19 protein-coding genes and 1 pseudogene are annotated in these 25,299 nt (G+C 63.7%); 10 read left to right on the plus strand and 10 right to left on the minus strand.

Translation table 11 applies throughout. From position 1 onward, the window contains the following. Positions 1-323 precede the first annotated feature (323 nt). Both J7655_RS06895 and J7655_RS06900 read left to right on the plus strand, forming a co-directional pair. A complete protein-coding gene (locus tag J7655_RS06895; protein WP_230927132.1) occupies positions 324-1,079 on the plus strand; it encodes a response regulator in 756 nt (251 codons plus the stop codon). Positions 1,080-1,089: 10 nt separating this feature from the next. After that, positions 1,090-2,697 (plus strand): ATP-binding protein, encoded by a 1,608-nt coding sequence (locus tag J7655_RS06900; protein ID WP_230927133.1) that lies wholly within the window; start codon positions 1,090-1,092, stop codon positions 2,695-2,697. A gap of 285 nt (positions 2,698-2,982) precedes the next feature. On the opposite strand, the gene J7655_RS06905 is transcribed toward J7655_RS06900, so the two are convergent. Next, on the minus strand, positions 2,983-3,687 hold the full coding sequence (locus tag J7655_RS06905; protein WP_230927134.1) for a 4'-phosphopantetheinyl transferase family protein: 705 nt from the start codon (positions 3,685-3,687) through the stop codon (positions 2,983-2,985). Positions 3,688-4,164: 477 nt separating this feature from the next. Here J7655_RS06905 and J7655_RS06910 point away from each other — a divergent pair, with 477 nt between their 5' ends. Further along, entirely contained in the window at positions 4,165-6,039 is a 1,875-nt protein-coding gene (locus tag J7655_RS06910; protein WP_230927135.1) for an MFS transporter, read from the plus strand. 87 nt (positions 6,040-6,126) lie between these two features. Here J7655_RS06910 and sugE read toward each other — a convergent pair whose 3' ends face one another. Together sugE and J7655_RS06920 are read right to left on the minus strand one after the other, a co-directional pair. Next, positions 6,127-6,441 (minus strand): quaternary ammonium compound efflux SMR transporter SugE, encoded by a 315-nt coding sequence (gene sugE, locus J7655_RS06915; RefSeq protein WP_230927136.1) that lies wholly within the window; start codon positions 6,439-6,441, stop codon positions 6,127-6,129. Between the two features lie 206 nt (positions 6,442-6,647). Then, positions 6,648-7,508 carry a MurR/RpiR family transcriptional regulator gene (locus J7655_RS06920; protein ID WP_230927687.1) on the minus strand — a complete coding sequence of 287 codons (861 nt, stop codon included), beginning with the start codon at positions 7,506-7,508 and terminating at the stop codon, positions 6,648-6,650. A gap of 212 nt (positions 7,509-7,720) precedes the next feature. Between J7655_RS06920 and zwf the strand changes: the two genes are divergently transcribed. From zwf to J7655_RS20950, 5 genes and pseudogenes are all read left to right on the plus strand, one after another. Continuing rightward, complete coding sequence (gene zwf, locus J7655_RS06925; RefSeq protein ID WP_230927137.1) at positions 7,721-9,190, plus strand: glucose-6-phosphate dehydrogenase; 1,470 nt, start codon at positions 7,721-7,723, stop codon at positions 9,188-9,190. Then, the gene (gene pgl / locus J7655_RS06930; protein ID WP_230927138.1) at positions 9,177-9,890 is read left to right on the plus strand and encodes a 6-phosphogluconolactonase; all 714 of its coding nucleotides are present in this window, start codon (positions 9,177-9,179) and stop codon (positions 9,888-9,890) included. Before zwf ends, pgl begins: the two co-directional genes overlap by 14 nt. A gap of 1 nt (position 9,891) precedes the next feature. Then, positions 9,892-10,563 carry a bifunctional 4-hydroxy-2-oxoglutarate aldolase/2-dehydro-3-deoxy-phosphogluconate aldolase gene (locus J7655_RS06935; protein WP_230927139.1) on the plus strand — a complete coding sequence of 224 codons (672 nt, stop codon included), beginning with the start codon at positions 9,892-9,894 and terminating at the stop codon, positions 10,561-10,563. A gap of 276 nt (positions 10,564-10,839) precedes the next feature. Continuing rightward, positions 10,840-11,505: pseudogene (locus J7655_RS20945) on the plus strand (methyl-accepting chemotaxis protein); the annotation flags it as partial. Positions 11,506-11,541: 36 nt separating this feature from the next. After that, the gene (locus tag J7655_RS20950; protein ID WP_420850936.1) at positions 11,542-12,627 is read left to right on the plus strand and encodes a methyl-accepting chemotaxis protein; all 1,086 of its coding nucleotides are present in this window, start codon (positions 11,542-11,544) and stop codon (positions 12,625-12,627) included. A 62-nt stretch (positions 12,628-12,689) separates the two neighbouring features. On the opposite strand, the gene ggpS is transcribed toward J7655_RS20950, so the two are convergent. The 5 genes from ggpS to phhA all read right to left on the minus strand — a co-directional run bounded on the left by ggpS (position 12,690) and on the right by phhA (position 19,075). Continuing rightward, positions 12,690-14,948, minus strand: a complete 2,259-nt coding sequence (ggpS, locus tag J7655_RS06945) for a glucosylglycerol-phosphate synthase (RefSeq protein WP_230927140.1) — start codon at positions 14,946-14,948, stop codon at positions 12,690-12,692. A gap of 117 nt (positions 14,949-15,065) precedes the next feature. After that, complete coding sequence (locus J7655_RS06950) at positions 15,066-16,328, minus strand: MFS transporter (protein WP_230927141.1); 1,263 nt, start codon at positions 16,326-16,328, stop codon at positions 15,066-15,068. A 204-nt stretch (positions 16,329-16,532) separates the two neighbouring features. Next, positions 16,533-17,729, minus strand: coding sequence for an amino acid aminotransferase (locus tag J7655_RS06955; protein ID WP_230927142.1), 1,197 nt, complete (start codon positions 17,727-17,729; stop codon positions 16,533-16,535). Further along, positions 17,726-18,079: a 4a-hydroxytetrahydrobiopterin dehydratase gene (locus J7655_RS06960; protein WP_037056381.1), complete on the minus strand. Its 354-nt coding sequence runs from the start codon at positions 18,077-18,079 to the stop codon at positions 17,726-17,728. Before J7655_RS06960 ends, J7655_RS06955 begins: the two co-directional genes overlap by 4 nt. Positions 18,080-18,289: 210 nt before the next feature. Continuing rightward, positions 18,290-19,075: a phenylalanine 4-monooxygenase gene (gene phhA / locus J7655_RS06965; RefSeq protein ID WP_230927143.1), complete on the minus strand. Its 786-nt coding sequence runs from the start codon at positions 19,073-19,075 to the stop codon at positions 18,290-18,292. Positions 19,076-19,328: 253 nt separating this feature from the next. On the opposite strand from phhA, the gene J7655_RS06970 reads away from it, so the two are divergent. After that, positions 19,329-20,882 (plus strand): sigma-54-dependent transcriptional regulator, encoded by a 1,554-nt coding sequence (locus J7655_RS06970; protein WP_230927144.1) that lies wholly within the window; start codon positions 19,329-19,331, stop codon positions 20,880-20,882. A 79-nt stretch (positions 20,883-20,961) separates the two neighbouring features. Here J7655_RS06970 and J7655_RS06975 read toward each other — a convergent pair whose 3' ends face one another. Further along, positions 20,962-21,516, minus strand: a complete 555-nt coding sequence (locus tag J7655_RS06975; protein ID WP_230927145.1) for a nucleoside deaminase — start codon at positions 21,514-21,516, stop codon at positions 20,962-20,964. A gap of 269 nt (positions 21,517-21,785) precedes the next feature. After that, positions 21,786-22,982 (minus strand): CaiB/BaiF CoA transferase family protein, encoded by a 1,197-nt coding sequence (locus J7655_RS06980; protein ID WP_230927146.1) that lies wholly within the window; start codon positions 22,980-22,982, stop codon positions 21,786-21,788. A 202-nt stretch (positions 22,983-23,184) separates the two neighbouring features. Between J7655_RS06980 and acs the strand changes: the two genes are divergently transcribed. Next, positions 23,185-25,146, plus strand: coding sequence for an acetate--CoA ligase (gene acs / locus J7655_RS06985; protein WP_230927147.1), 1,962 nt, complete (start codon positions 23,185-23,187; stop codon positions 25,144-25,146). The last annotated feature ends 153 nt before the right edge of the window (positions 25,147-25,299 follow it).

Genomic DNA, 25,299 nt, shown 5'->3' on the forward strand with positions numbered 1-25,299 from the left:
GTTGGAGGCATTGCAAGGCGCCGGAAGAAGAACAACCTGTGGATAAGGTGTGGGCGTCTTGTGGGTGTGAACAGCGTAGCCCGCATGGTCTCTGGCTCTGGCGGCTAATGACCGTTCGTCGCCCCTGGAGGAAGGATTTCCGCGAGTTGGCGAAGCTGTTTGGCGGTGCACAGACTACCACTATATATAGTGCTTTTGGCATGTGCTGTGCTTGACCCGCGGGTGCGCTGCAGCTACGGGTTTGCTGCTCGCGCCAAGCGCCTGTCCCCCCTAGAATGACGGCCGTGTTTGCGGTGCTTGCCGGTAGGCAGAGAGGAGAGGGCGTGGAACAAGAAGGGTGGCAGATTCTGATCGTCGAGGATGACCAGCGCCTGGCGCAGTTGACCCGCGAGTATCTTGAAGGCAATGGCCTGCGTGTGGCCATCGAGGCCGACGGTGCCCGTGCGGCGGCGCGGATTCTCGCCGAGCAGCCGGATCTGGTGATACTCGACCTGATGCTGCCGGGCGAGGATGGCCTGAGCATTTGCCGCAAGGTGCGCAGCGGTTACAAGGGGCCGATTCTCATGCTCACCGCGCGTACCGACGACATGGATCAGGTGCTGGGCCTGGAGATGGGCGCTGATGATTACGTGTGCAAGCCGGTGCGCCCGCGTGTGCTGCTGGCGCGTATTCGTGCATTGTTGCGCCGGCGTGAGGGCAGCGAAAGCGAGCGCGATGAAGGTCAGCCGCGTCGCTTGCAATTTGGCCCGCTGGTCATCGACAGCGCCATGCGTGAGGCCTGGCTGGGTGAGCAGGGCATCGAACTGACCAGTGCCGAATTCGACCTGCTGTGGCTGCTGGCGGCCAATGCCGGGCGCATCCTCTCGCGCGAGGAGATCTTCAATTCCCTGCGCGGCATCGAATACGACGGTCAGGACCGCTCCATCGATGTGCGCATCTCGCGTATCCGCCCGAAGATCGGTGATGACCCGATGCATCCACGGCTGATCAAGACGGTGCGCAGCAAGGGCTATCTGTTCGTCGCCGAAGCCGCCGAAGCCTTGCCGGCGGGTGATGCAGCGCCGAGCCTGGGCGGTTGATGCGGCGGCCATGAACTCGATCTTCCTGCGTATCTATGGCGGCATGCTCGCCGCGCTGGTGCTGGTGGCGTTGCTGGGCGTCGGTACCTTGCACCTGGTCAACGAGGTGCGCGGTGATCAATACCGCGAAGGCCTGGCGCGCGGCACCTTCCGCCTGATGGCCGACAACCTGCTGCCAATGACCGAGGTGGAGCGCAAGCGTGCCCTGGTGGTGTGGTCGCGCCTGCTCGGCATCCCTCTGGACCTGCAGGCGCTGAACGATGTGCCACTGGACAGCAGCGAGCGCAACAGCTTGCAGCGTGGTCATGTGCTGGTACAGCAGACCGGCCCGCATTCGGCCAAGGTCTACGCGCTGCTCGCCGGCAAGCAGCCGTTGCTGTTGACCGGCGAGATTCAGCAGATCAGCGAGCAGTTGGCGCGGGCGACCAACTACCTGCTGATCGATGAGCTGGTGCGTTACCCGGTGCATGAGCAGCCACAACGCCTGGCTGAGCTGAAGGCGGCCAAGCAGTTCGGCTTCAACCTGCAACTGCTGCGGCTGGAAGACGCCACCCTCGACCTCGACCAGCGTCGGCGCATCGACGAGGGCGATACGGTGATGGCGCTGGGCAAGGGTGGCGACTCCATTTACGTGTTCTCCGGCATCGTCGATACGCCCTGGGTGCTGGAAATCGGCCCGCTGTACCAGATGAACCCCTATCCGACGCAACTGCTGGTGCTGATCGGCGCGTTGGGGTTGAGCCTGATCGGCCTGATCGTCTACCTGCTGGTGCGTTCGCTGGAGCAGCGCCTGCGTGCCCTGGAAAGCGCCGCCACGCATATCGCCAGCGGTCGTCTGGATGCCCGCGTGCCGACGCGCGGCGCGGACTCGGTCGGGCGCCTGGCCAGCAGCTTCAATGCCATGGCTGAGCACCTGCAGACGTCCCTGAGCACGCAGCGCGAGCTGGTGCGTGCGGTGTCCCATGAACTGCGCACGCCGGTGGCGCGCCTGCGTTTCGGCCTGGAGATGATTGCCGACGCGCCGAACGAAAGTGCCCGGCGCAAGTACATGGACGGCATGGACAGCGATATTCAGGACCTCGACAAGTTGGTCGACGAGATGCTGACCTACGCGCGCCTGGAGCAGGGTTCGCCGGCGCTGAACTTCCAGCAGGTGGAACTCAAGGCGCTGATCGATCAGGTGATCGACGAGCTGGCGCCTCTGAGCAACAAGGTGCGCGTGGAATGTGGCGCGGTGCTCAGTGTGCAGGGGGATGGCGCCTGCTGGGTCGAGGCCGAGCCGCGCTACCTGCACCGCGCGTTGCAGAATCTGGTGAGCAACGCCATGCGCTACGCCGAGGGCAAGGTGCTGATCAGTTGTGAGGTGGGCTACAAGCGCTGCCGTATCGATGTCGAAGATGATGGGCCTGGAGTGCCGGAGGAGGCCTGGGAGCGTCTGTTCAGCCCTTTCCTGCGCCTTGATGACAGCCGCACGCGGGCCTCTGGTGGGCATGGCCTGGGACTGTCCATCGTGCGCCGCATCATTTACTGGCATGGCGGGCGGGCGCAGATCAGCCGCAGCGACAGCCTGGGCGGTGCGCGTTTCAGTCTGGTGTGGCCGCGACAGCAGCGAGAGTAGGGCGCTATTGCGTGTTGGGCCCGGTGCGCACGGCGCACCCTACCGGCGAAGCGTGGGATATCGCGGCTTTGTAGGGTGCGCCGCGCGCACCGGCTTATCCATGTACGTCGGGGCGCTTGATCACATCGCCACGGCCACCAGGCTCAGCTCTGTAGCCCGGATGCAATCCGGGGCTGGCCGGCCAGCTGTTCCCGGATTTAATCCGGGCTACGCCGCGACCGCCGCCTGCTTTGTAGGGTGCGCCGCGCGCACCGGGTTATCCACCTATGCCGGTGTGGTGCAGGGTCATGCCGCCACGGTCACCAGGCTCAGTACCTTGTTCTCGAACAGCACGAACTGGCCATCCAGTTCGGCGCCCGTGCGCCAGTGCGCGTGCAGGTCGATCAGCAGGCGCAGGCGCGCACTGGCGTGGTCGATCTCCAGCAGTTCGGCATCATGGAAGTAGAAGCGCGTCAGCGTCAGGGGATAGAGTGCCTTGAACAGGCTTTCCTTGAGCGAGAAAGTCAGGCTGATGCGCGCGGCGCGGGCCGCATCATCCAGGCCTGACAAACGCTGCAGTTCGGCGGGGGTGAGAATTTCGCCCTGCAGGCGTTGGGCGCGTTCGACAGGCAGCAGGCGCTCCACATCCAGGCCCAGTGTGCGCCATTGATGATCCGGTGCGACCAGTGCCGCGGCCCAGTTGTCGCCATGGGTGATGGAGCCCACCACGCCGCGTGGCCACTGCGGTGCACGGTCTTCGCCGACGGCCGGTACGCTGGCCTGGCCGGTCAACCGGCGCAGCGCCTCGCGCGCGCAGAGCCGCCCGGCCAGGTATTCGGCCTGCCGCTTGGCCACGCCGCGCACCGGGTCGATATCGCAGCGCGTGAAATCCTCATCGGCGAGCAGGGTGGGGGTGAAGCGGGTGCTGATCAACTGCGCACCGGCAGGCGCGTTTGGCAGCGGATTGTGCGTATCCAGAGGGCTGCAGCAGGCAGGGTGATAGGCATTCATGAGCGGGATTGTGCCGCGCGGCGGACTGTGCAGTCATCCACCGTTTACATTTCTTTGCAGGCAGGTAACAAAGCTAAACGGACGCTGGCTCTGGCTTTTGCCAGACTGCGCCTGCATTCCCCAGGGAATGCAGGTGAGGTTGTAGTCAGCGCGAGAGTGCTGACGTTTTCTCCGAGTTCGAGAACGGTAGCCCGATTGGGCTGCCGTTTTTTTTCGTCTTTTATTGGCTGCTGTGGCAATGGGGCTGGTGAGCGGACGGCGCCTGAGGTGTCGTCGGCTCCTGCTGCAGCCTTTGTTTGGCAACGCGGTACGCCGAGGACGCGGCGGCATCGTGATGCGCACGGCGCACCCTGCGCGACGCTCGCGGCCCTTCGTGTGATCGCCAAGGCGTTCGCATTTGCCCTGTGGCTTTCGTGGGGGGATTTGCAGTCAAATGCCTGTGCGGGCAAAAACCGACTCCCGCGAGGACCATGGACGATGACCCAACAATCGCAATTCGCCTTGCTCGGCAAGAAGCGCTTCTTGCCGTTTTTTCTGACGCAATTGCTCGGCGCCTTCAACGACAACATCTTCAAGCAGTCGCTGATTCTCGCCATCCTCTTCAAGCTCAACACCGGCGCCGACCGCGATCTGCTGGTCAACCTCTGCGCCTTGCTGTTCATCCTGCCGTTCTTTCTGTTCTCCGCCCTCGGTGGCCAGTTCGGTGAGAAATTCGCCAAGGACTCGCTGATTCGCAAGATCAAGTTTGCCGAGATCCTGATCATGCTCGCCGGTGCCGTCGGGGTGCTGCTGGACAACCTGCCGTTGATGCTTGTCGTGTTGTTCGCCATTGGCACGCAGTCGGCGCTGTTCGGCCCGGTGAAGTATTCGATTCTGCCGCAGCACCTGAAGGAAGAGGAGCTGGTGGGTGGCAACGCCCTGGTGGAGATGGGCACCTTCCTGGCGATTCTGGCTGGCACCATCGGCGCCGGGATCATCATGGCCAGCAGCAGTTATGCACCCATCGTCGCCGGTTCGGTGGTGGCTGTGGCGCTGCTTGGCTACCTGGCCAGTCTGGGTATTCCCAGGGCGTCGGCGGCGATGCCTGAGTTGCCGCTGGACTGGAACATCTTCCGTCAGTCCTGGGCCATCATGAGGCTTGGCCTGGGCCAGCGTCCGGCGGTGTCGCGCTCGCTGGTGGGCAACTCCTGGTTCTGGTTTCTCGGCGCGATCTACCTGACGCAGATTCCTGCCTACGCCAAGGAGTGGCTGTACGGCGACGAGAGTGTGGTGACGCTGATTCTCACGGTGTTCTCGCTGGGTATCGGCCTGGGGTCGATGCTCTGCGAGCGCATGAGCGGGCATAAAGTGGAGATTGGTCTGGTGCCATTCGGCTCCATCGGCCTGACCCTGTTCGGCATGCTGCTGTGGTGGTTCTCCGGTGGCTTCCCGCAGGGCGCTGCGCCGCATGACTGGCTGGCGCTGCTGAGCTACGGCCAGGCCTGGTGGATTCTCGGCTGCATTCTCGGCATCGGCCTGTTCGGCGGCTTCTATATCGTGCCGCTGTATGCGCTGATCCAGTCGCGCACCGCCGAGCATGAGCGGGCGCGGGTGATCGCCGCCAACAACATCCTCAATGCGCTGTTCATGGTCGCCTCGGCCATCGTCGCGATCCTGTTCCTGAGCGTCGCCGGTCTGTCGATTCCGCAGTTGTTCCTGGCCATCTCGCTGATGAACATCGCGGTCAACAGCTACATCTTCAAGATCGTCCCCGAATTCAGCATGCGCTTTCTCATCTGGCTGCTGGGGCATTCGATGTACCGGGTCGAGCACAAGGGGCTGGACGCGATTCCCGACGAGGGCGCGGCGGTTCTGGTGTGCAATCACGTGTCGTTCGTCGATGCGCTGTTGATCGGCGGCGCCATTCGCCGGCCGGTGCGCTTCGTCATGTATTACAGGATCTACGACCTGCCGGTGCTCAATTTCATCTTCCGCACCGCCGGCACCGTGCCGATTGCCGGGCGCAACGAGGATCTGCTGATCTACGACGCGGCGTTCAGGAAGATCGCCGAATACCTGCGCAATGGCGAGTTGGTGTGCATTTTTCCCGAGGGCAAGCTGACCACGGATGGCGAGATCGATGCGTTTAAGGCAGGGGTCGAACGCATTCTCGAAGAAAACCCGGTGCCGGTCATTCCCATGGCGTTGCAGGGCTTGTGGGGCAGCTTCTTCAGTCGCGATCCGAACAAGGGCTTCTTTCGGCGGTTGTGGTCGCGAGTGTGTCTGGTGGCGGGAACGCCGATTGCGCCGGAGCAGGCCAAGCGTGAGGCGCTGCAGGCGCAGGTGGCCGAACTGCGTGGGGATTGGCGTTGATTAAGGTGCGCACGACCTAGTAGGCCCCGCGATACCCTACAGTAAGGCGATGATGCTGCTCTGTAGGGGGCGCCATGCGCACCAACTTTAGTGACTTATCTTCAGCCCGATCAGCCCGGTGACGATCAGCGCCACGCTGGCCAGGCGCAGCAGCGCCATCGATTCGCCGAACAGGATGATGCCGGCGATCACCGTGCCCACGGCCCCTACGCCGGTCCAGATGGCGTAGGCGGTGCCCAACGGTAGCTCCTTCATGGCCAGGCCGAGCAGGCCGAGGCTGACCAGCATGGCGCAGACGGTCAGCGCCGTGGGGAGTGGGCGGGTGAAGCCTTCGGTGTACTTCAGGCCGATGGCCCAGCCGACCTCGAACAGGCCGGCGAGAAACAGAATGATCCAGGACATGCTCAGCTCCATCAATTGAAGGGGCCGTCCCCGGATGCGCCACCCTGGGCTCAGGGTGTGGAGGTCGTCCTCGCGTGCGCCATTATTGTGCATGTTGTTGCGTTCGGGGCAAGACGCGCCGGATTGCTCGAGGCCTTGTATGCGTCACCGGGGCATCTGGCCCAGGCCGTTCGCGACTGCAGCTGCCGGGCTGCGTGAGGATGGTCTTACAGCGGCTCTTCATCCGCCGGATAACGGCTGGCGCCGAGGCTCTCCTTGATCCTGCGCAGGTGCGGCTGGAAGTCCACGCCACGGCGCAGGGTAACGCCGGTGGCGAGTACGTCGAGTACGGTGAGCTGGATGATGCGCGAGGTCATCGGCATGTAGATGTCGGTGTCCTCCGGCAGCGGGATATCCAGGCTCAGGGTGCTGGCCCTGGCCAGCGGCGAGCCGGCAGCGGTGAGGCCAAGTACCGATGCACCGTTCTCGCGGGCCAGGCGCGCCACTTCCACCAGCTCGCGGGTGCGCCCGGTGTAGGAAATGATCACGAACAGGTCGCCGGTGTGCGCCACCGAGGCAATCATGCGTTGCATCAGCACATCGGAATGCGCCGACACCGCCAGGTTGAAGCGAAAGAACTTGTGCTGCGCATCCAGCGCCACCGAGGCCGAAGCGCCGAGGCCGAAGAAGTGGATCTGCCGCGCCTGGATCAGCAGATCGACGGCGCGGCTGACATGCTGCGGGTCGAGGCTCTGGCAGGCGCTGTCCAGCGAGGCGATGGTGCTGCCGAAAATCTTCCGCGTGTAGGCCTCGGGGCCGTCGTCGGCGGACACCGCGCGACTGACGTAGGCGGCGCCGCTGGCCAGGCTCTGCGCCAGTTGCATCTTCAGTTCCGGGTAACCGTTGGCACCGAACGAGCGGCAGAAACGGTTGACCGTCGGCTCGCTGACACCCGCCGCCTGCGCCAGTGCCGCGATGCTGAAGCGTGTGGCCTGCTGCGGGTCATGCAGGATCACTTCGGCGACCTTGCGCTCGGCCTTGTTCAGGTCGTCAAGGCGGCTCTGGATCTGTTCCAGCAGGTTGCGCACGCGGTCCATAGGGGCTCCTAACAGGCGGTTGAACGGGCTTGGCGACGGGCAATGGGTGGTCATACAGCCGGCCTATCCTACTGATGCCGCCTGTGGCTCACCACTGGCTTATCGGGATTCTTAAAAAATGTTGTTGCTATGACAACATTTTTTTCTTGATAAAAGCACAATCACCCGGTATTTCTAGTGCATCTTGATAAAAGAACAAACACATGCCCGCGATGAAACTTGAATCCTGCACCTTCGCCCTGTTCGGCGCGCTGGGCGATCTGGCCTTGCGCAAGCTGTTTCCCGCGCTTTACCAGCTCGATCGCGCCGGTTTATTGCACGATGGCACACGCATCCTTGCTCTGGCCCGTGAAGCGGGTGAGCCGGATGGTTACCTGCACGCCATCGAACAGACGCTGCGCGTGCATGTGCCGGCCAAGGAGCTGACGGGCAGTGACATGGCGCGTTTTATGGCGCGCCTGAGCTACCTGAGCATGGACTTTCTCAGGGGCGAGGATTATTCGGCGCTGCTCGAGCACGTCAGCCCGCAGGATCAGTTGATCGCCTATTTCGCCACCCCGGCATCGGTGTATGGCGGCATCTGCGCCAATCTGGCAGCCGTGGGGCTGGCCGCGGGCACGCGGGTGGTGCTGGAGAAACCGATCGGCCACGACCTGGCATCCTCGCGGGCGGTCAACGATGCCGTGGCCCAGGTGTTCCCGGAGAACCGCGTCTATCGCATCGACCATTACCTGGGCAAAGAGACGGTGCAGAACCTGATTGCCCTGCGTTTCGCCAACAGCCTGTTCGAAACCCAGTGGAACCAGAACCACATCTCCCACGTGGAAATCACCGTGGCCGAGAAGGTCGGCATCGAGGGGCGCTGGGGCTACTTCGATCAGGCCGGGCAACTGCGCGACATGATCCAGAACCACCTGCTGCAACTGCTTTGCCTGATCGCCATGGACCCGCCCAGCGACCTGTCCGCCGACAGCATCCGCGACGAGAAGGTCAAGGTGCTCAAGGCGCTGGAGCCGATCAGCGTCGAGCAGCTCGGCCAGCGTGTGGTGCGCGGCCAGTATGTCGCCGGCAGCAGCGATGGGCGGCCGGTGCCGGGTTATCTGGAGGAAGAAAACTCCAATACCCAGAGCGACACCGAAACCTTCGTCGCCCTGCGTGCTGATATCCGCAACTGGCGCTGGGCCGGCGTGCCGTTCTACCTGCGCACTGGCAAGCGCATGCCACAAAAGCTGTCGCAGATCGTCATCCACTTCAAGGCGCCGCCGCACTACATCTTCGCTCCGGAGCAGCGCCAACTGATCGGCAACAAGCTGATCATCCGCCTGCAGCCGGACGAGGGTATCGCCCTACAGGTGCTGACCAAGGATCAGGGCCTGGACAAGGGCATGCAGCTGCGCAGCGGCCCGCTGCAACTGAGCTTTTCCGACACCTACCGCAGTGCGCGCATCCCCGATGCCTACGAGCGTCTGCTGCTGGAAGTGATGCGCGGCAACCAGAACCTGTTCGTGCGCAAGGACGAAATCGAATACGCCTGGCAGTGGTGCGACCAGTTGATCGACGGCTGGCAGCGCCTCGGCGAAGCGCCGAAACCCTATACCGCCGGCAGTTGGGGCCCCATGGCGTCGGTTGCCTTGATCACCCGTGATGGCAGGAGCTGGTATGGCGATCTCTGAACTGCAACTGCCGCCAGGCGTCCGGGCCTGTCCGCATGACGCTGCCGGACCAATGGCTCAGGCGCTGGCCGTGCGTGTGGCTGATGCCTTGCGTGAGGCCATCGCCAATCGCGGTCAGGTGACCCTGGTGGTGTCCGGTGGGCGCAGTCCGGTGCCGTTCTTCGAAGCGCTGGCGCAGCAGGATCTGCCCTGGGCGCAGGTGCGGGTCAGCCTGGCCGACGAGCGTTGGGTGCCGGTCAACCACGCCGCCAGCAACGAGGCGCTGGTGCGCCGTCATCTGTTGCGTGGCCCAGCCGCTGAAGCGCGTTTTCTCAGCCTTTACCAGGTCGCTGGCAATCTCGAACAGGCGGCCGAGCTGGCCGATGCGGCGGTCGCCGAGCTGGCGCCGATCGACGTGCTGGTCTTGGGCATGGGCTACGATGGGCATACTGCCTCGCTGTTCCCCAATAGCCCTAATCTGAGCCAGGCGCTGCAACCTGGCTGCGCACGTCGCGTGCTGCCGATGCTCGCCCCCAGTGAGCCGGCGCAACGCCTGAGCCTGACCCTGCCCGTGCTGGCCAGCGCACGCCTGCCGCTGCTGGCGATCCAGGGGCAGGTAAAACTGAACATACTCAACGCAGCTTTGCAGCCTGGTGAAATCACCGAACTGCCGATTCGTGCGTTCCTGCATTCCCCCCTCGAAATCCACTGGTGCCTCTGACATGACCCGCCTCGACCAGAGCCAGCGCGTGCGCATGGCTGACAAAATCGCCGAGATCGACCGCATCTGCGCGCAAGCGCGCATCATGCCGGTGATCACCATTGCCCGTGAGGCGGACATCCTGCCGCTGGCCGACGCCCTGGCCGCCGGCGGCCTGCGTGTGCTGGAGGTGACCCTGCGCTCGGAGCACGGCCTGGAGGCGATTCGTCGTCTGCGCGCCGAGCGTCCTGAACTATGCGTCGGTGCCGGCACCGTGCTGGACGAGGACATGCTGGCCGCCGCCACGGATGCTGGGGCGCAGTTCATCGTCACCCCGGGCAGTACCCGCGAGCTGCTGCTGGCCGCGCTGGACAATCCGCTGCCATTGCTGCCGGGCATCAGTAGTGCGTCGGAGGTCATGATCGGCTACGCCCTGGGTTATCGCCGTTTCAAGCTGTTCCCGGCTGAAGTCTGCGGCGGGGTGGCGGCGCTCAAGGCGCTGGCCGGGCCTTTCGGCGGTGCGCGTTTCTGCCCGACCGGTGGTATTACCCCGGACAACCTGCAGCGCTACATGGCGCAGCCCAACGTCATGTGTGTCGGCGGTACCTGGATGTTCCAGCGTGAATGGGTGCAAAACAGTGATTGGGCGCGCATCCAGCAATGCAGCGCCGAGGCACTGCAGCTGTTGGACTGAAACGCGTCGCTGCCGATTGTCGGATCGACTTAAAATCTGTGCCGCGTAGGTCGCCTGCTACGTCAGTTAATGTCATTGTGCTGGCGTGAACAACAACAATTCTCCAGCTAAACCCGAAACATCCGCAGTTGGAGAATTTTTATGAACACCTGGTTCGCTAATCTCAGCGTGACCCGCAAGCTTGCTCTCGGCTTCGGCCTGGTGCTGGCGTTGACCCTGGCGCTGGCCTGGACTGCCTGGAGCGGCCTGGGCAGCGTTATCCAGCGCAGCAGCTGGATGAGCGAAATCACGCAACTGAACGCCACGCTGACCAATCTGCGGATCGCCCGTCTGCAGTTCATGCTGGCCAAGGGCGATGCCCCCAGCACCGAGCGTTTGCTGACCAACCTCGACATCTATCTGCAGCAGTAGAAAAAATTGCTCGGCACCTTCACCAATCCAGTGAACGTCAAGCTGCTGCAGGAGCAGGACCGCTATAACCAGGACTACCAGCGCTCTCTGGCCGGCATGCGCGCCGCCTACGCAGTAGCGGCCAAGGTGCGTGATCAGGTCGCTGTCGAAGACCAGCAATTGAGTGAGCTGCTGGCCACGATGCGGCGCAGTATCGAACTACTGCCGGAATACGACGCCAATCCCTTCCCGCAACTGCAGGCGCTGACCGCTACGCATGGCGAATTGTTGCGCCTGCGCTATCTGCTCGAACGTTATGACAGCGCCCCCGATGCCCAAATCGAACAGGTGCTGTCCGAGCGTATCGCCATGGCCCGTGCCAGCCTGGATACCCTGGAGCAGATTTTTGGTAGCGCCCAGCAAGAAGCCGTACGCCGTATCGAGGCGGCCCTGGCGCAGTTCGAGCAGACCGTGCAGGCGTTCAAGGGCGCCACGGCCGATATCGCCCGCACCCGTCAGGAAATGACCGACCAGCAGGGCGAGATCGTTCGCATCAGCGATACCCTGTACAAGTTTCAGATCGAGCGTATGGCCATCGAGAGCGCCGAAGCGCGTACCTGGCAGATCGTTGCCGTGCTGCTGGCGCTGCTCTTTGGTGTGCTGGCAGCCTGGCTGATCACGCGCCAGATCACGCGTCCGCTGCAGGACACCCTGGGCGCCGTGCAGCGTATTGCCGATGGCGACCTGACCGAGTCGGCGCGCATCACGCGTTGTGACGAGCTGGGCATGTTGCAGCAGGGCATCGCGCAGATGGCCGGCACCCTGCGAGAGCTGATCAGTGGCATTCGCGATGGCGTGGCGCAGATCGCCAGCGCTGCCGAGCAGCTTTCCGCCGTGACCGAGCAGACCAGCGCGGGTGCCAATCATCAGCGCCAGGAAACCGATCAGGTGGCCACGGCCATGCATGAAATGTCCGCCACCGTGCAGGAAGTGGCGCGCAATGCCGAGCAGGCCTCCGATGCCGCGACCGCCGCCGATGCCGAAGCGCGTCAGGGTGATCAGGTGGTGGCTCAGGTGGTGTCGCAGATCGAGCGTCTGGCTGCCGAAGTGGGGCGTTCCTCCGAAGCCATGACTGGCCTGCAGCAGGAAAGCGACAAGATCGGCAGCGTGATGGACGTGATCAAGTCGGTGGCCGAGCAGACCAACCTGCTGGCGCTCAACGCTGCCATCGAGGCGGCGCGGGCCGGTGAGGCCGGTCGTGGGTTTGCCGTGGTGGCCGATGAAGTGCGCGGCCTGGCCCAGCGTACGCAGAAGTCCACTGAGGAAATCGAAGCGCTGATCGCCGGCTTGCAGAGTGGTACTCAGCAGGTGGCAGCGGCGATGCGCACCAGTCGCGACATCACCGACAGCAGCGTCGAGCTGAGCCGCAAGGCCGGTGTGTCGCTGGCCAGCATCACCCAGGCGGTGTCCAACATCCAGTCGATGAACCAGCAGATCGCGGCGGCTGCCGAAGAGCAAAGCGCCGTGGCCGAGGAGATCAGCCGCAGCGTGATCAGCGTGCGTGACATCTCCGAACAAACCGCCAGCGCCAGCGAAGAAACCGCTGCCTCCAGTGCCGAACTGGCCCGTCTGGGCGGTCAGTTGCAGGCCATGGTCAGCCGCTTCCGCGTCTGACCCAGACCCGCGCACCCTACATCAGTCACGTAGGGTGCGCGGCGCGCACCGCCTGCCTTAACTTAGCTGGCCAAGGTCAGCGGTTCTGGCTCTTCCTGCACGTGTACGCCGGCGAGGACGTCCTCGCCCCAGCGGCGAATGTCGTTGAAGCAGACGATATCGAACAGCTCGCGCAGGCGCGCCTGGGCCTCGCTTTTCGGCAGGTTCAGCGCCAGGTAGCAGGTCTGCGCCAGGTCGGCCGGATCATGCGGGTTGGTCAGCAGCGCGCCCTTGAGCTCGGCGGCGGCACCGGCGAACTCCGACAGCACCAGCACGCCACGTCCGCCGAGCAGGCCTTGCGCTGCGACGAACTCCTTGGCTACCAGGTTGAGGCCGTCACGTAGCGGGGTGATCCACATGACGTCAGCCATGGCGTACCAGGCGCTGACTTCCTCGAAGGGCAGGCTGCGGAAGAAGAACTGCAGCGGTGTCCAGCCAATGCGTGCGAAGCGGCCGTTGATACGGCCGACCGCCTGCTCGATCTGCGTTTGCAGTTCGTTGTAGACGGTCATCTCGCGCGCGGCTGGTACGCAGACCGTCACCAGGGTGACCTTGCCAAGCAATTCGGGGTTGTCGGCCAGCAGGCGTTCGTAGGCGTTGAGTTTTTCCAGGATGCCCTTGGTGTAGTCGAGGCGTTCCACTGAGAGGATAAGCTTCACGCCTTTCATCTCTTCGCGTAGCTGCGCCATCAGCTCCTTGATCTTCGATGCCTCCAATGCATTGCGCACACGGTCGATATCCAGCCCTACGGGGTGCGCGCCGAGCTTGACCTGGCGCGTGCCGGTATCCAGCGCGGTGGTCATGCGCTCCAGGCCCACGGCGCAACCGTAGGTGATGAAGCGCGGCGCACAGTTCTGTCGATCCAGGGTCTTGAGTGGGAACACACCACGGGCAACGTCGACGAAGTTCTCCACCTGGCGTGGGATGTGAAAGCCGATGTAGTCGCATTGCAGCAGGCTGCCGACGATCTGCCGGCGCCAGGGCAGCACGTTGAATACGTCGGCCGAGGGGAAGTAGGTGTGGTGGAAGAAGGCGATGCGCAAGTCAGGACGCAGCTCGCGCAGGTAGGCCGGCACCATCCACAGGTTGTAGTCGTGCAGCCAGACGATGGCGCCTTCGGCCGCTTCCAGCGCGGTGCGTTCGGCGAAGGCGCGGTTGACCTTGCAGAACACCTGCCAGTCGTCCTCGTTAAAAGTAGCGCGCTCCCAGAAGGTGTGCAGCGTGGGCCAGAAGGCTTCCTTGGAGAAGCGCTTGTAGAAGACGTCGACCTCTTCTTTGCTCAGTTTGACCCGTGCGGCGGTGAGCTTGGGATAGCGCTCGGCATCCACCGTGGTGTGGCTGTCGAATGGCTCGTCGTCATCTTCGTGCACAGCCCAGGCCACCCAGGAGCCGGGGCGACCATCGCCGAAGAAACTCAGCAGGGTGGGGATGATGCCGTTGGGAGAAGTGGGGCGGCGACGCTGCAGCTTGCCGGCGGCGTTGCGGTATTCCTCATAGGGCAGGCGGTGATAGACCATCACCAGCTCGGCCTTGCCCGGCTGCGCGGCCTGGCGGCGTTCGGCGGCGATACCGTGCTCGCCAAGGAAGCCGAAATGGGCGAAGGCTTCGAGGATGCCGCCGCAGCCCGGACGGTTGGCGTGCAGGGTGCGCGAATGGCTGCGGGTGGCCTCCAGCAGCGCGCTTTCCGACTGGCCGACGCAGACGCCGTGGAAGCTGGCGCTGAGCATGGACAGGTCATTGAGCGTATCGCCGGCGGCCAGCACCTGGTCGTGATCCAGTTCGAGCCAGTCGGCCAGCGCTTGCAGGCTGCTGCCCTTGTTCACGCCCCTGGGCAGAAAGTCCAGGTACAGCTCTGCGGAATACAGCAGGTCGCAGCCCAGCTCGTTGGCGATCTCGCGCAGCGCCGGGTTGGCCGCCTGCTCGGGTGTGCAGAAGTAGGAGCAGCGCCGCGCCTGCGGCACGTCCTGGCGTTCCAGACCGAACGCCTCGATGGCGCTGGCCACCTGGCTTTCGCCGGGCCAGCGGGCATCCACCGTGCTTTGCAGCGGCTGGATCGGCTGCAGGCTGTCGCCATGCACCAGGGTCGCGCCGACGTCGGCGATGATGTAGTCCGGCTGCGGCAGCGTCGGGTCGGCCAGCAGCGGCAGCACCGCTTCCAGGCTGCGCCCGGTGACATAGGCGAGCTTGATCTCGGGGTGGGCGGCGATGGTCTGGTAGAGGCTCAGGCGATCTTCGGGATCGCCAGCGAGAAAGGTTCCATCCAGGTCGGTGGCTAATAGCATCGTTGTTTCTCCAGAAGTGGCCGGTGCGGCGTTGCTCGGTTGCGAGCGGCCGACGGGCCGGGTTTCTGGCTGCTTGGGGTAGGCTCGGGGCCTTGCCGAAACAGCCGGTTCACATCTTCAGGACGCTGGCTTCAGGTCGTCCTCCATCTGTTCGTGGTCTTGCGTTGGTGCATCGGGCATCAGCTCCAGCACCGTGGGGCTGGTGCGCAGCATCGGCACGAAATGTGCGGCGTCGCCGCTGACCAGGTCGCTGACATGGCGCAGCCGGTAGAGGGTGTAGGCAGCCAGCAGGCCGAGGGTGCAGGCGAAATACAGCGGCAGTGCGCTGGCGCCCAGTTGTTCCATCAGCACGCCAGCGAGCAGCGGCCCGCACACCGAGCCGATGCCGTTGACCATCAGCAGGCTGGCGGAGCCGGAGAGAATCTCGTCGCTGTGCAACTGGTCGATCAGTTGCGCCACGGCGATGGGGTAGATGGCAAAGGCCAGGCCGCCCCAGATGAAGATGGCGCCGAGCAGCCAGGGGCCTGCCGGCAGCAGGCTCATGATCAGCGCCAGGGCGACCGCCAGTATCACCACCCAGAGCAGTACCTGGCGGCGGTCGTGACGATCCGAATAGATACCGATGGGCCATTGCAGCAGGGCGCCGCCGAGAATGGTCGCGGTCATCAGCAGGCCGACGCCCGGCGTATCGAAACCGGCCAGGCTGGCATAGACCGGCGCCATGCCCCAGAAGGCGCCGAGCGCGAGGCCGGACAAACCGGCAGCGACGATGGCCAGCGGCGCGATGCTCCACAGGTGGCGCAGGTTGGTCGGCGGCGATTCGGGCAGCGTCGGTTGTGCCTGACGGGTAAGGGTGATGGGCATCAGCGCGGCGCTGATCAGGATGGCAGCGATGGCGAACAGGGTGAATTGCACCGGGTCGGCCAGGTGCAGCAGTTGCTGAGCCAGGGCCAGGGCGCCGAGGTTGACCGCCATGTACAGGGCGAACACCTGGCCGCGTTTCTCGTTGGGCGCTTTGGCGTTGAGCCAGCTTTCGATGACCATGTACAGCGTCACCAGTCCCAGACCATAGAGCACCCGCAGGCCCAGCCAGACCCAGGGATTTATCAGCAGCAGATGGAGCAGGGCAGCGATGGCAGCCAGTGCGGCACAACAGGCGAACGCGCGAATATGCCCGATGCGCTTGACCAGCGGAGTCGCCAGCCAGGTACCGAGGAGGAACCCAACGAAGTACCCGGACATGATCAGTCCGAGCATCGTGGTGGAGTAGCCTTCGGCGACGCCACGCAGGGTCAGGAGGGTGTTGAGTAGACCATTGCCGAGCAGGAGCAGAGCCACGCCGCTCAGCAACGAGCTGATGGGGGCAATGAGAGACAACATGCAAACTACCCTAGGGAACTATGCCGCTGATGGCAAGCATGAAACAGGCCAGCGCCTGCCGGGTTGTTTGTTTAAGTTATTGATTTATAAGATTTATTTTTATCGATAAACGGTAGTTGAGTATTTTCTGAGTCGCTACGCTGCGCGCTGCCGGTGCGCCGGAACCTGTGCGTGCACCGATTCCGGCCCGTCGCGTTGGTTGCATCAAAGGCTGACCCGAGCGATGGCGTCGGCCAACTGGTCCAGACGGCTGGCATCCAGCCCGGCGACGTTGGCGCGGCCGCTGCCGACCATGTACACGCTGAACTCCTCACGCAGGCGTTGCACCTGCAGCGGCGACAAGCCGGTGTAGGAGAACATGCCGCGCTGTTCGGCGATATGCGCGAAGCGCTCGCTCAGACCGTGCGGTGCCAGCGCCTCGACCAGGCCGTGACGCAGGCTGGTGACGCGCAGGCGCATGCTTTCCAGCTCGTCCAGCCACAGCGCCTTGAGTTCTTCGTCGCCGAGAATCTGCGCCACCACGGCGGCGCCATGGGCCGGCGGCGTCGACCACAGGTTGCGGGCGATGGAGGCCAGCTGACTGCGGATGTCGACGAGCTTTTCGGCGTCGCCGGCGCAGACGATCAGGGCACCGGTGCGCTCGCGATACAGGCCGAAGTGCTTCGAGCAGGAACTGGTGATCAGCAGCTCCGGCAGCTCGGCGGCGAACAGGCGCACGGCCCAGGCGTCCTCTTCCAGGCCATCGCCAAAGCCCTGGTAGGCGAAGTCGATCAGTGGCAGCAGCTCACGCGCCTTGACCACCTCCAGCACGCGCTTCCAATCGCGCGGAGTGAGGTCGAAGCCGGTGGGGTTGTGGCAGCAGGCATGCAGCAGCACCACGTCACCCTTGGGCAGGTGGATGAGGGTGGCAATCATGGCTTCCACGTCGAGGCGATTGTCGGCGCCGACGTAGGGGTAGTGACCGACCTTGAGCCCGGCTTCGGCGAACAGGGTTTCATGGATCGGCCAGGTCGGATCGCTCAGCCAGATACCACGCCCCGGCAGGCAGTGACGAATGAAATCACCCGCCAGACGCAGGGCGCCGGTGCCGCCCGGTGTTTGCGTTGCGCCGGCGCGCTGCTCGGCGAGCAGTGCCGAGTCAGCGCCCAGCACCAACTGGCTCAGGAGCGTGCCGAACGCGGCGTCGCCGTGGCCGCCGATGTAGGTCTTGGTTTGCTCGACGTCGATCAGGCGCTGCTCGGCCAGCTTCACCGCGTGGGGGATTGGCGTCAGCCCCTGGGCGTCCTTGTAGACGCCGACGCCAAGGTCCAGGCGCGCCGGGTTGCTGTCGAGGCGATAGGCTTCCATCAGGCTGAGGATGGGATCACCCGGGACGCGGGCGATCTGGGCGAAATGCTTCACTTGCGACCCTCGGCGCTGGCGGCCAGCACATCGGTACGTGCGGCCATGATGAAGTCGTTGCGATGCAGGCCGCGCATCTCGTGGCTCCACCAGGTGACGGTGACCTTGCCCCATTCGGTGAGCAGGGCCGGATGGTGGCCGACTTCCTCGGCGATGGCGCCCACGGCATTGGTAAAGGCCAGGGCATGGCGGAAGTTCCTGAACAGGTACACGCGCTCCAGCTCCATATGGTCGCCACGCACCTCGATGTTCCAGTCGGGAATCTCGCGGATCAGCTCGGCCAGTTCTTCATCGGACACTTTCGGCGCATCGGCGCGGCAGGCTTCGCATTGGGCTTGGGCAAGGCTCATGGGGTTCTCCTGTTTTTTGTAGCCCGGATGAAATCCGGGGCAATGTCTGCGAGCGATCCCGGATTTCATCCGGTCTACTCCCTGAATAGATTTTCGTAGGGTGGAAAACCGCGAAGCGTTTTCCACCGCAATGGTCAAAGGGAAGATAGCTGAACCACTTACCCTCTCCCCCGACCCCTCTCCCATAAATGGGCGAGGGGAGTTGAAGGGCTACGCGGCTTTCGGCGGAAATTTCGGTGCGTGCAGACCCAACTGCATGGCCTGCTGCACCAGCGCCATGATGTCTTCCTGAGCCAGCTCGAACAGGCGCTTGAGCTCGGGCAGGACGAAGTACACCGGCTGCAGGATATCGATGCGATATGGCGTGCGCATCGCCTCCAGCGCATCGAACGCCTGGTGCTCGGGCGCCTCGGACAGGGCGTAGAGGGTTTCCTTCGGCGAGGAGAGGATGCCGCCGCCGTAGATCCGACGGCCAGCCGGGGTGTCGACCAGACCAAACTCGATGGTCAGCCAGTACAGCCGTGCCAGGTAGACGCGCTGCTCTTTCGTGGCCTTGAGGCCGAGCTTGCCGTAGGTGTGGGTGAATTCGGCGAACCAGGGGTTGGTCAGCAGCGGGCAGTGGCCGAAGATCTCGTGGAAGATATCCGGTTCCTGCAGGTAGTCCAGCTCCTCGGGTGTGCGGATGAAGGTGGCCACCGGAAACTGCTTGCTGGCCAGCAGTTCGAAGAAGGTCTGAAAAGGGATCAGCGCCGGCACTCGTGCCACGCGCCAGCCAGTGTTGGCTTCGAGCACACGATTGATCTCGTCGAGCTGCGGAATGCGCTCCAGCGGCAGACCAAGTTGCTCGATACCGTCCAGGTATTCCTGGCAGGCGCGGTTCTGAATCACCTCCAGCTGGCGGGTGATCAGGGTATTCCACACCTGATGCTCGCTTTCCGGGTAATGGATAAAGCCACTCTCGTCCGGTTCCCGGGCCAGGTACTGCGTACTCTTCATCGCTGCCTCCTTCAGGGGGCTGTTGTTCTTGTCCTGACCCGAGCATGCCGCTGATCGCTCGGGTTGAAACGGTGCTCATAAGCAGGGCAGTCCAGGATTACCCGGGGAAACTGTAAAATTTTGATTACGATATGGCCGATATGGCGATTTATCGGCTTGCTGCTGCGTCTGACTGTCACATATTCTTGACGACAATTATGCTGCCATCGCCGATTTCTCTGAGCCGGTGGCCACAACAACAAGAGCCTGAGCCGTGCGTATCAAGGTCCACTGCCAAAACCGTGTTGGCATCCTGCGTGACATCCTCAACCTGCTGGTCGACTACGGCATCAACGTCGCCCGTGGTGAAGTCGGGGGCGAGCAGGGCAATGCCATCTACCTGCATTGCCCGAATCTGATCAACCTGCAGTTCCAGTCGCTGCGGCCGAAGTTCGAGGCCATTCCCGGCGTATTCGGCGTCAAGCGCGTGGGCCTGATGCCCAGCGAGCGGCGTCACCTGGAGCTCAATGCCCTGCTCGGTGCGCTGGATTTTCCGGTGCTGTCCATCGACATGGGCGGCAGCATCGTCGCGGCCAACCGCAGTGCTGCGCAGTTGCTCGGCGTGCGTGTGGATGAGGTGCCGGGCATGGCGCTGTCACGCTATGCCGAGGATTTCGACCTGCCCGAGCTGGTACGTGCCAACAAGGCGCGGATCAACGGCCTGCGGGTAAAGATCAAGGGTGATGTGTTCCTTGCCGATATCGCCCCGCTGCAGAACGAACATGATGACAGCGAGGCGCTGGCCGGCGCCGTGCTGACCTTGCACCGCGCCGACCGCGTCGGTGAGCGCATCTACCATGTGCGCAAGCAGGAGCTGCGCGGTTTCGACTCGATCTTCCAGAGCTCCAGGGTGATGGCGGCGGTGGTCCGGGAAGCGCGGCGCATGGCGCCGCTGGATGCGCCGCTGCTGATCGAGGGCGAAACCGGCACCGGCAAGGAGTTGCTGGCGCGTGCCTGCCACCTGGCCAGCCCGCGTGGGCAGTCGCCGTTCATGGCACTGAACTGCGCCGGCTTGCCCGAATCCATGGCCGAGACCGAGTTGTTCGGCTACGGCCCCGGCGCCTTCGAGGGCGCACGCCCGGAAGGCAAGCTCGGCCTGCTGGAGTTGACCGCTGGCGGCACGCTGTTTCTCGATGGCGTCGGTGAGATGAGCCAGCGCCTGCAGGCCAAGCTGCTGCGTTTTCTGCAGGATGGCTGCTTTCGCCGCGTCGGCAGCGACGAGGAGGTATACCTGGATGTGCGGGTGATCTGCGCCACCCAGGTCGACCTGTCCGAGCTGTGTGCCCGCGGCGAGTTTCGTCAGGATCTCTATCACCGCCTCAACGTACTCAGCCTGCACATTCCGCCGCTGCGTGAATGCCTCGACGGGCTGGCGCCGCTGGTCGAGCACTTTCTCGATTCGGCCAGCCGGCAGATCGGTTGTGCGTTGCCCAGGCTGGCGCCACAGGCCTTCGAGCGCATGGCCCATTATCATTGGCCGGGCAACGTGCGGCAGTTGGAGAACGTGCTGTTCCAGGCCGTTTCGCTGTGCGAGGGCGGTACGGTGAAGGCCGAGCATATCCGCCTGCCCGACTACGGTGCGCCACAGCCGTTGGGCGAATTTTCGGTGGAAGGCGACCTCGACGATATTCTCGGGCGCTTCGAGAAGGCGGTGCTGGAGCGGCTGTTCCGCGATCATCCGAGCAGCCGCCAGTTGGGCAAGCGCCTCGGTGTTTCCCATACCACCATCGCCAACAAGCTACGGCAGCACGGGTTGGGCAAGGAGTAGACGTAGGGTGCGCCGCGCGCACCCACGCTCCGCTGGCCCTGGCTGATGTCTGCGATTTTTGGTGCGCACCCTACGGTTTTCAACGACCGCCGTGCCAGGCCGCGACTACGCGCTCGCGCATGGCGCGGCGATCCTGCAGGCGATCGATCATCCGTTCGGCGAGATCCAGCCAATAGGGATCGGCCTTGGCCTGAATCACTGCAATGCCGGAAGCGAGATTGGCCCATGCCGGAGGCAGGCGGCCGTGGCGCAGGGCAAAGCCGCCGTCACGGTCACGCGCCAGATAGCGTACGCGGGTAATGCCGGCGAGCAGGATACGGCCGTAGCACATCAGGCAGGGTTCGAGACTGACGTAGAGGGTCAGACCTCGGCGGTCGACTTGCGCATACTCGGCTTCGAGTTGGTCGAACACCTGCATCTCGGCGTGAGCGGCGCTGCTGTAAGTCGAGGCGAACACCTGGTTACGAGCGCTGCACAGCAGTTCACCTGCCTCATCCACCAACAAGGCACCGACCGCGTAACAGCCTTCTTCGATTGCCAGCAGGGCCTGTTCGCAACAGAGCCTGGCCCAGGTGTCATCGGCATGGGTGCTGGCGGGTGCCTGCTGCAATAGGGCGAGGTGCTCCGGGTGCATGTGCGTCTCCTGAGCCTGCAATTGATCACGGAGTATGGCTTGTTGCGATGGGGGTAGCGTTCTACGACCTTGGTACAATAGGCAGGTTAGGCACCGGCGGCGACACTGAAGCCGTCCCGATCATCCTGCGTGATTTGGGTGCAAGCGTTTCCGCATTCCTCTCGGGGAATGCCTTGAATGGGCGGGCGACCAATTTGGTCGCCCTTTTTTTGTTCGCGTTTATCCCCGGCGTATCGCTCGCTTGCCGATCCCCTGGCCTGCTGCCTCTTTCAAATGATCCCGCGTTCGCGCAGGCCGGCGACCTGTTCCTCGCTCAGGCCAAGGCCGGCGAGGATGTCGTCGTTGTGCTCGCCCAGTTGCGGGCCACCCGTGCCGATGCGGCCCGGCGTGCGGCTGAGTTTGGGCAGCACGCCCGGCACCTTGAGCGGGCCGACGCTGGTTTGCACCTGCTCGATCATCTGCCGCGCCAGGTAGTGCGGGTCCTGCACGATATCGGCGGCGGTGTAGGGGTAGCCCGCCGGCACGCGCGCGCCCTTGAGCGCTTCGATCACGTCATCGCGGCTGCGCTGGGCGCTCCATGCGGCGATGGCACCGTCGATCAGCTCGGCGTGCTGGCTGCGCCCGTCGTTGTGCGCCAGGCGCGGGTCGTTGCCCAGATCGTCGCGGCCGATCAGGCTCATCAGGCGTTTGTAGATGCTGTCGCCATTGCCGGCGATCAGCACGTAGCTGCCGTCCTTGCACGGGTAAGAATTGGACGGGGTGATGCCGGGCAGGGCGCTGCCGGCTGGCTCGCGAATGTAGCCGAAGGCATCGTATTCGGGTATCAGGCTTTCCATCATGGCGAACACCGACTCGTACAGCGCCACGTCGATTTCCTGGCCTGCGCCGCTGCGAGTGCGTTCGTGCAGCGCCAGCAGCACGCCGATCACACCGTACAGCGAGGACAGCGAATCACCGATGCTCACACCGACCCGTACCGGCGCCTGGCCGGGGTAGCCGGAGAGGTGGCGCAGGCCGCCCATGGCTTCGCCGATCACGCCGAAACCGGGCAGGTCGCGGTAGGGCCCGGTCTGCCCGTAACCGGAGATGCGCAGCATGATCAGGCGCGGGTTGATCGCCTTCAGGGCGTCATAACCTAGGCCCCAGCCTTCGAGCGTGCCTGGGCGGAAGTTCTCCACCAGCACGTCGGCCTCACTCACCAGCTTGCGCACGATGTCCTGCGCTTCGGCCTGTTTTAGGTCGAGGGTCAGCGAGCGTTTGTTGCGTGACTGCACGTGCCACCAGAGCGAAGTGCCGTCCTTGATCTTGCGCCATTTGCGCAGCGGGTCACCGACGCCTGGCGGCTCGATCTTGATCACGTCGGCGCCAAATTCGCCGAGCAGTTTGCTGGCGAAGGGGCCGGCGATGAGCTGGCCCATCTCGATGACCTTGAGGCCCTCGAGTGCCATGGCGTTTAACGCTGTCATTGAACCCTCTCCCTGCACTGTGAAGCCTGCGAGCATGGCGCAGCGCGGCCTCTGCGGCAATCGTTGCAGCTCTTCGCATGCAGCGGGAATGGCTGCGTCGACCAAGGTCTTAGCCTGGTAAGACCATGGTCGAATGGCCTTACGAAGGGTCGGGGGATACAAAAGGCACCATACAAAAACAACTACCCGCCGAGGTGATTTCATGAGTGCTGCGTCTCTTTACCCCGTGCGTCCCGAAGTGGCCGCGCGGACCCTCACTGACGAGGCCACCTACAAGGCCATGTACCAACAGTCCGTGGTCAACCCCGAGGGTTTCTGGCGCGAGCAGGGCAAGCGGATCGACTGGATCAAGCCCTACACCAAGGTCAAGCAAACCTCGTTCGACGATCACCACGTCGATATCAAGTGGTACGCCGACGGTACCCTGAACGTCTCCTACAACTGCCTCGACCGTCACCTGGAAACGCGCGGTGACCAGATTGCGATCATCTGGGAAGGTGACGATCCGTCCGAGCACAAGGAAATCACCTACCGCGAGCTGCACGAGCAAGTGTGCAAGTTCGCCAACGCCCTGCGCGGCCAGGACATTCACCGTGGCGACGTGGTGACCATCTACATGCCGATGATCCCGGAAGCCGTGGTGGCCATGCTCGCCTGTGCACGCATCGGCGCCATCCATTCCGTGGTATTCGGCGGCTTCTCCCCCGAGGCGCTGGCCGGCCGCATCATCGACTGCAAGTCCAAGGTGGTGATCACCGCCGACGAAGGCGTGCGCGGTGGCAAGAAGGTGCCGCTCAAAGCCAACGTCGATGACGCGCTGACCAACCCGGAAACCCACAGCGTGCAGAAGATCATCGTGGTCAATCGCACCGGTGGCAGCATCAAATGGAACCAGCATCGCGACATCTGGTACGAAGACCTGATGAAAGTGGCTGGCAGCGTTTGCGCACCGAAGGAAATGGGTGCTGAAGAAGCGCTGTTCATCCTCTACACCTCCGGTTCCACCGGCAAGCCCAAGGGTGTGCTGCACACCACCGGCGGCTACCTGACCTATGCCTCGCTGACCCATGAGCGCGTGTTCGACTACCGTCCGGGCGAAGTCTTCTGGTGCACCGCCGACATCGGCTGGGTCACCGGTCACACCTATCTGGTCTACGGGCCGCTGGCCAACGGTGCCACCACCGTGATGTTCGAAGGCGTGCCGAACTACCCGGACGTTACCCGTGTGGCGAAGATCGTCGACAAGCACAAGGTCAACATCCTCTACACCGCACCGACTGCCATTCGCGCCATGATGGCCGAGGGCAAGGCTGCAGTCGAAGGCGCCGATGGTTCCAGCCTGCGTCTGCTCGGTTCGGTCGGTGAGCCGATCAACCCGGAAGCCTGGCAGTGGTACTACGAGAACGTCGGTCAGAGCCGTTGCCCGATCGTCGACACCTGGTGGCAGACCGAAACCGGTGCCTGCCTGATGACCCCGCTGCCGGGTGCCCATGGCCTCAAGCCTGGCTCCGCTGCACGTCCGTTCTTCGGCGTACAGCCGGCGCTGGTGGACAACCTGGGCAACATCATCGAAGGAGCTGCCGAAGGCAACCTGGTGATCATCGATTCCTGGCCGGGTCAGGCACGTACCCTGTACGGCGACCATGACCGCTTCGTCGACACCTACTTCAAGACCTTCCGTGGCATGTACTTCACCGGTGACGGTGCGCGCCGCGACGAAGACGGTTACTGGTGGATCACCGGCCGCGTCGACGACGTGCTCAACGTATCCGGCCACCGCATGGGCACCGCCGAGATCGAGAGCGCCATGGTCGCCCACCCGAAAGTGGCCGAGGCTGCAGTGGTCGGTGTACCGCACGACATCAAAGGGCAGGGCATCTACGTCTACGTCACCCTGAATGCGGGCGAGGAAGCATCGGAGCAACTGCGTCAGGAACTGCGTAACTGGGTGCGCAAGGAGATCGGCCCGATCGCCACGCCGGACGTTATTCAGTGGGCGCCTGGCCTGCCGAAGACCCGCTCGGGCAAGATCATGCGCCGTATCCTGCGCAAGATCGCTACCGCCGAATACGATTCCCTCGGCGACATCTCCACGCTGGCCGATCCTGGCGTGGTGCAGCACCTCATCGACACGCATCGTCAGATGCAAGCCGCCTGCGCCTGATCGGCAAAGGCCACCGAAGCCCCGCCCGGCCACAAGCCCGGCGGGGCTTTTTCACGGCTGCCAGGCATGGTGTGTTTGTACATAATATTTTATTTGTACAATTATTGTATCGCTGCGCATAATGGCGTACTGCCAGTCGGTGCGGTTGGATGA

Origin of the sequence: Pseudomonas wenzhouensis (assembly GCF_021029445.1) — a bacterium.
In the GTDB taxonomy this organism is placed as follows: domain Bacteria; phylum Pseudomonadota; class Gammaproteobacteria; order Pseudomonadales; family Pseudomonadaceae; genus Aquipseudomonas; species Aquipseudomonas wenzhouensis.

What these genes read in the sequence shown, in the direction of transcription:
- J7655_RS06900 (WP_230927133.1), top strand. Translation starts at nt 1,090, where the DNA reads ATGAACTCGATCTTCCTGCGTATCTATGGCGGCATGCTCGCCGCGCTG.
- J7655_RS06905 (WP_230927134.1), bottom strand. Translation starts at nt 3,687, where the DNA reads ATGAATGCCTATCACCCTGCCTGCTGCAGCCCTCTGGATACGCACAAT.
- J7655_RS06910 (WP_230927135.1), top strand. Translation starts at nt 4,165, where the DNA reads ATGACCCAACAATCGCAATTCGCCTTGCTCGGCAAGAAGCGCTTCTTG.
- sugE (WP_230927136.1), bottom strand. Translation starts at nt 6,441, where the DNA reads ATGTCCTGGATCATTCTGTTTCTCGCCGGCCTGTTCGAGGTCGGCTGG.
- zwf (WP_230927137.1), top strand. Translation starts at nt 7,721, where the DNA reads ATGCCCGCGATGAAACTTGAATCCTGCACCTTCGCCCTGTTCGGCGCG.
- pgl (WP_230927138.1), top strand. Translation starts at nt 9,177, where the DNA reads ATGGCGATCTCTGAACTGCAACTGCCGCCAGGCGTCCGGGCCTGTCCG.
- J7655_RS06935 (WP_230927139.1), top strand. Translation starts at nt 9,892, where the DNA reads ATGACCCGCCTCGACCAGAGCCAGCGCGTGCGCATGGCTGACAAAATC.
- J7655_RS20950 (WP_420850936.1), top strand. Translation starts at nt 11,542, where the DNA reads ATGGCCATCGAGAGCGCCGAAGCGCGTACCTGGCAGATCGTTGCCGTG.
- ggpS (WP_230927140.1), bottom strand. Translation starts at nt 14,948, where the DNA reads ATGCTATTAGCCACCGACCTGGATGGAACCTTTCTCGCTGGCGATCCC.
- J7655_RS06950 (WP_230927141.1), bottom strand. Translation starts at nt 16,328, where the DNA reads ATGTTGTCTCTCATTGCCCCCATCAGCTCGTTGCTGAGCGGCGTGGCT.
- J7655_RS06960 (WP_037056381.1), bottom strand. Translation starts at nt 18,079, where the DNA reads ATGAGCCTTGCCCAAGCCCAATGCGAAGCCTGCCGCGCCGATGCGCCG.
- phhA (WP_230927143.1), bottom strand. Translation starts at nt 19,075, where the DNA reads ATGAAGAGTACGCAGTACCTGGCCCGGGAACCGGACGAGAGTGGCTTT.
- J7655_RS06975 (WP_230927145.1), bottom strand. Translation starts at nt 21,516, where the DNA reads ATGCACCCGGAGCACCTCGCCCTATTGCAGCAGGCACCCGCCAGCACC.
- J7655_RS06980 (WP_230927146.1), bottom strand. Translation starts at nt 22,982, where the DNA reads ATGACAGCGTTAAACGCCATGGCACTCGAGGGCCTCAAGGTCATCGAG.
- acs (WP_230927147.1), top strand. Translation starts at nt 23,185, where the DNA reads ATGAGTGCTGCGTCTCTTTACCCCGTGCGTCCCGAAGTGGCCGCGCGG.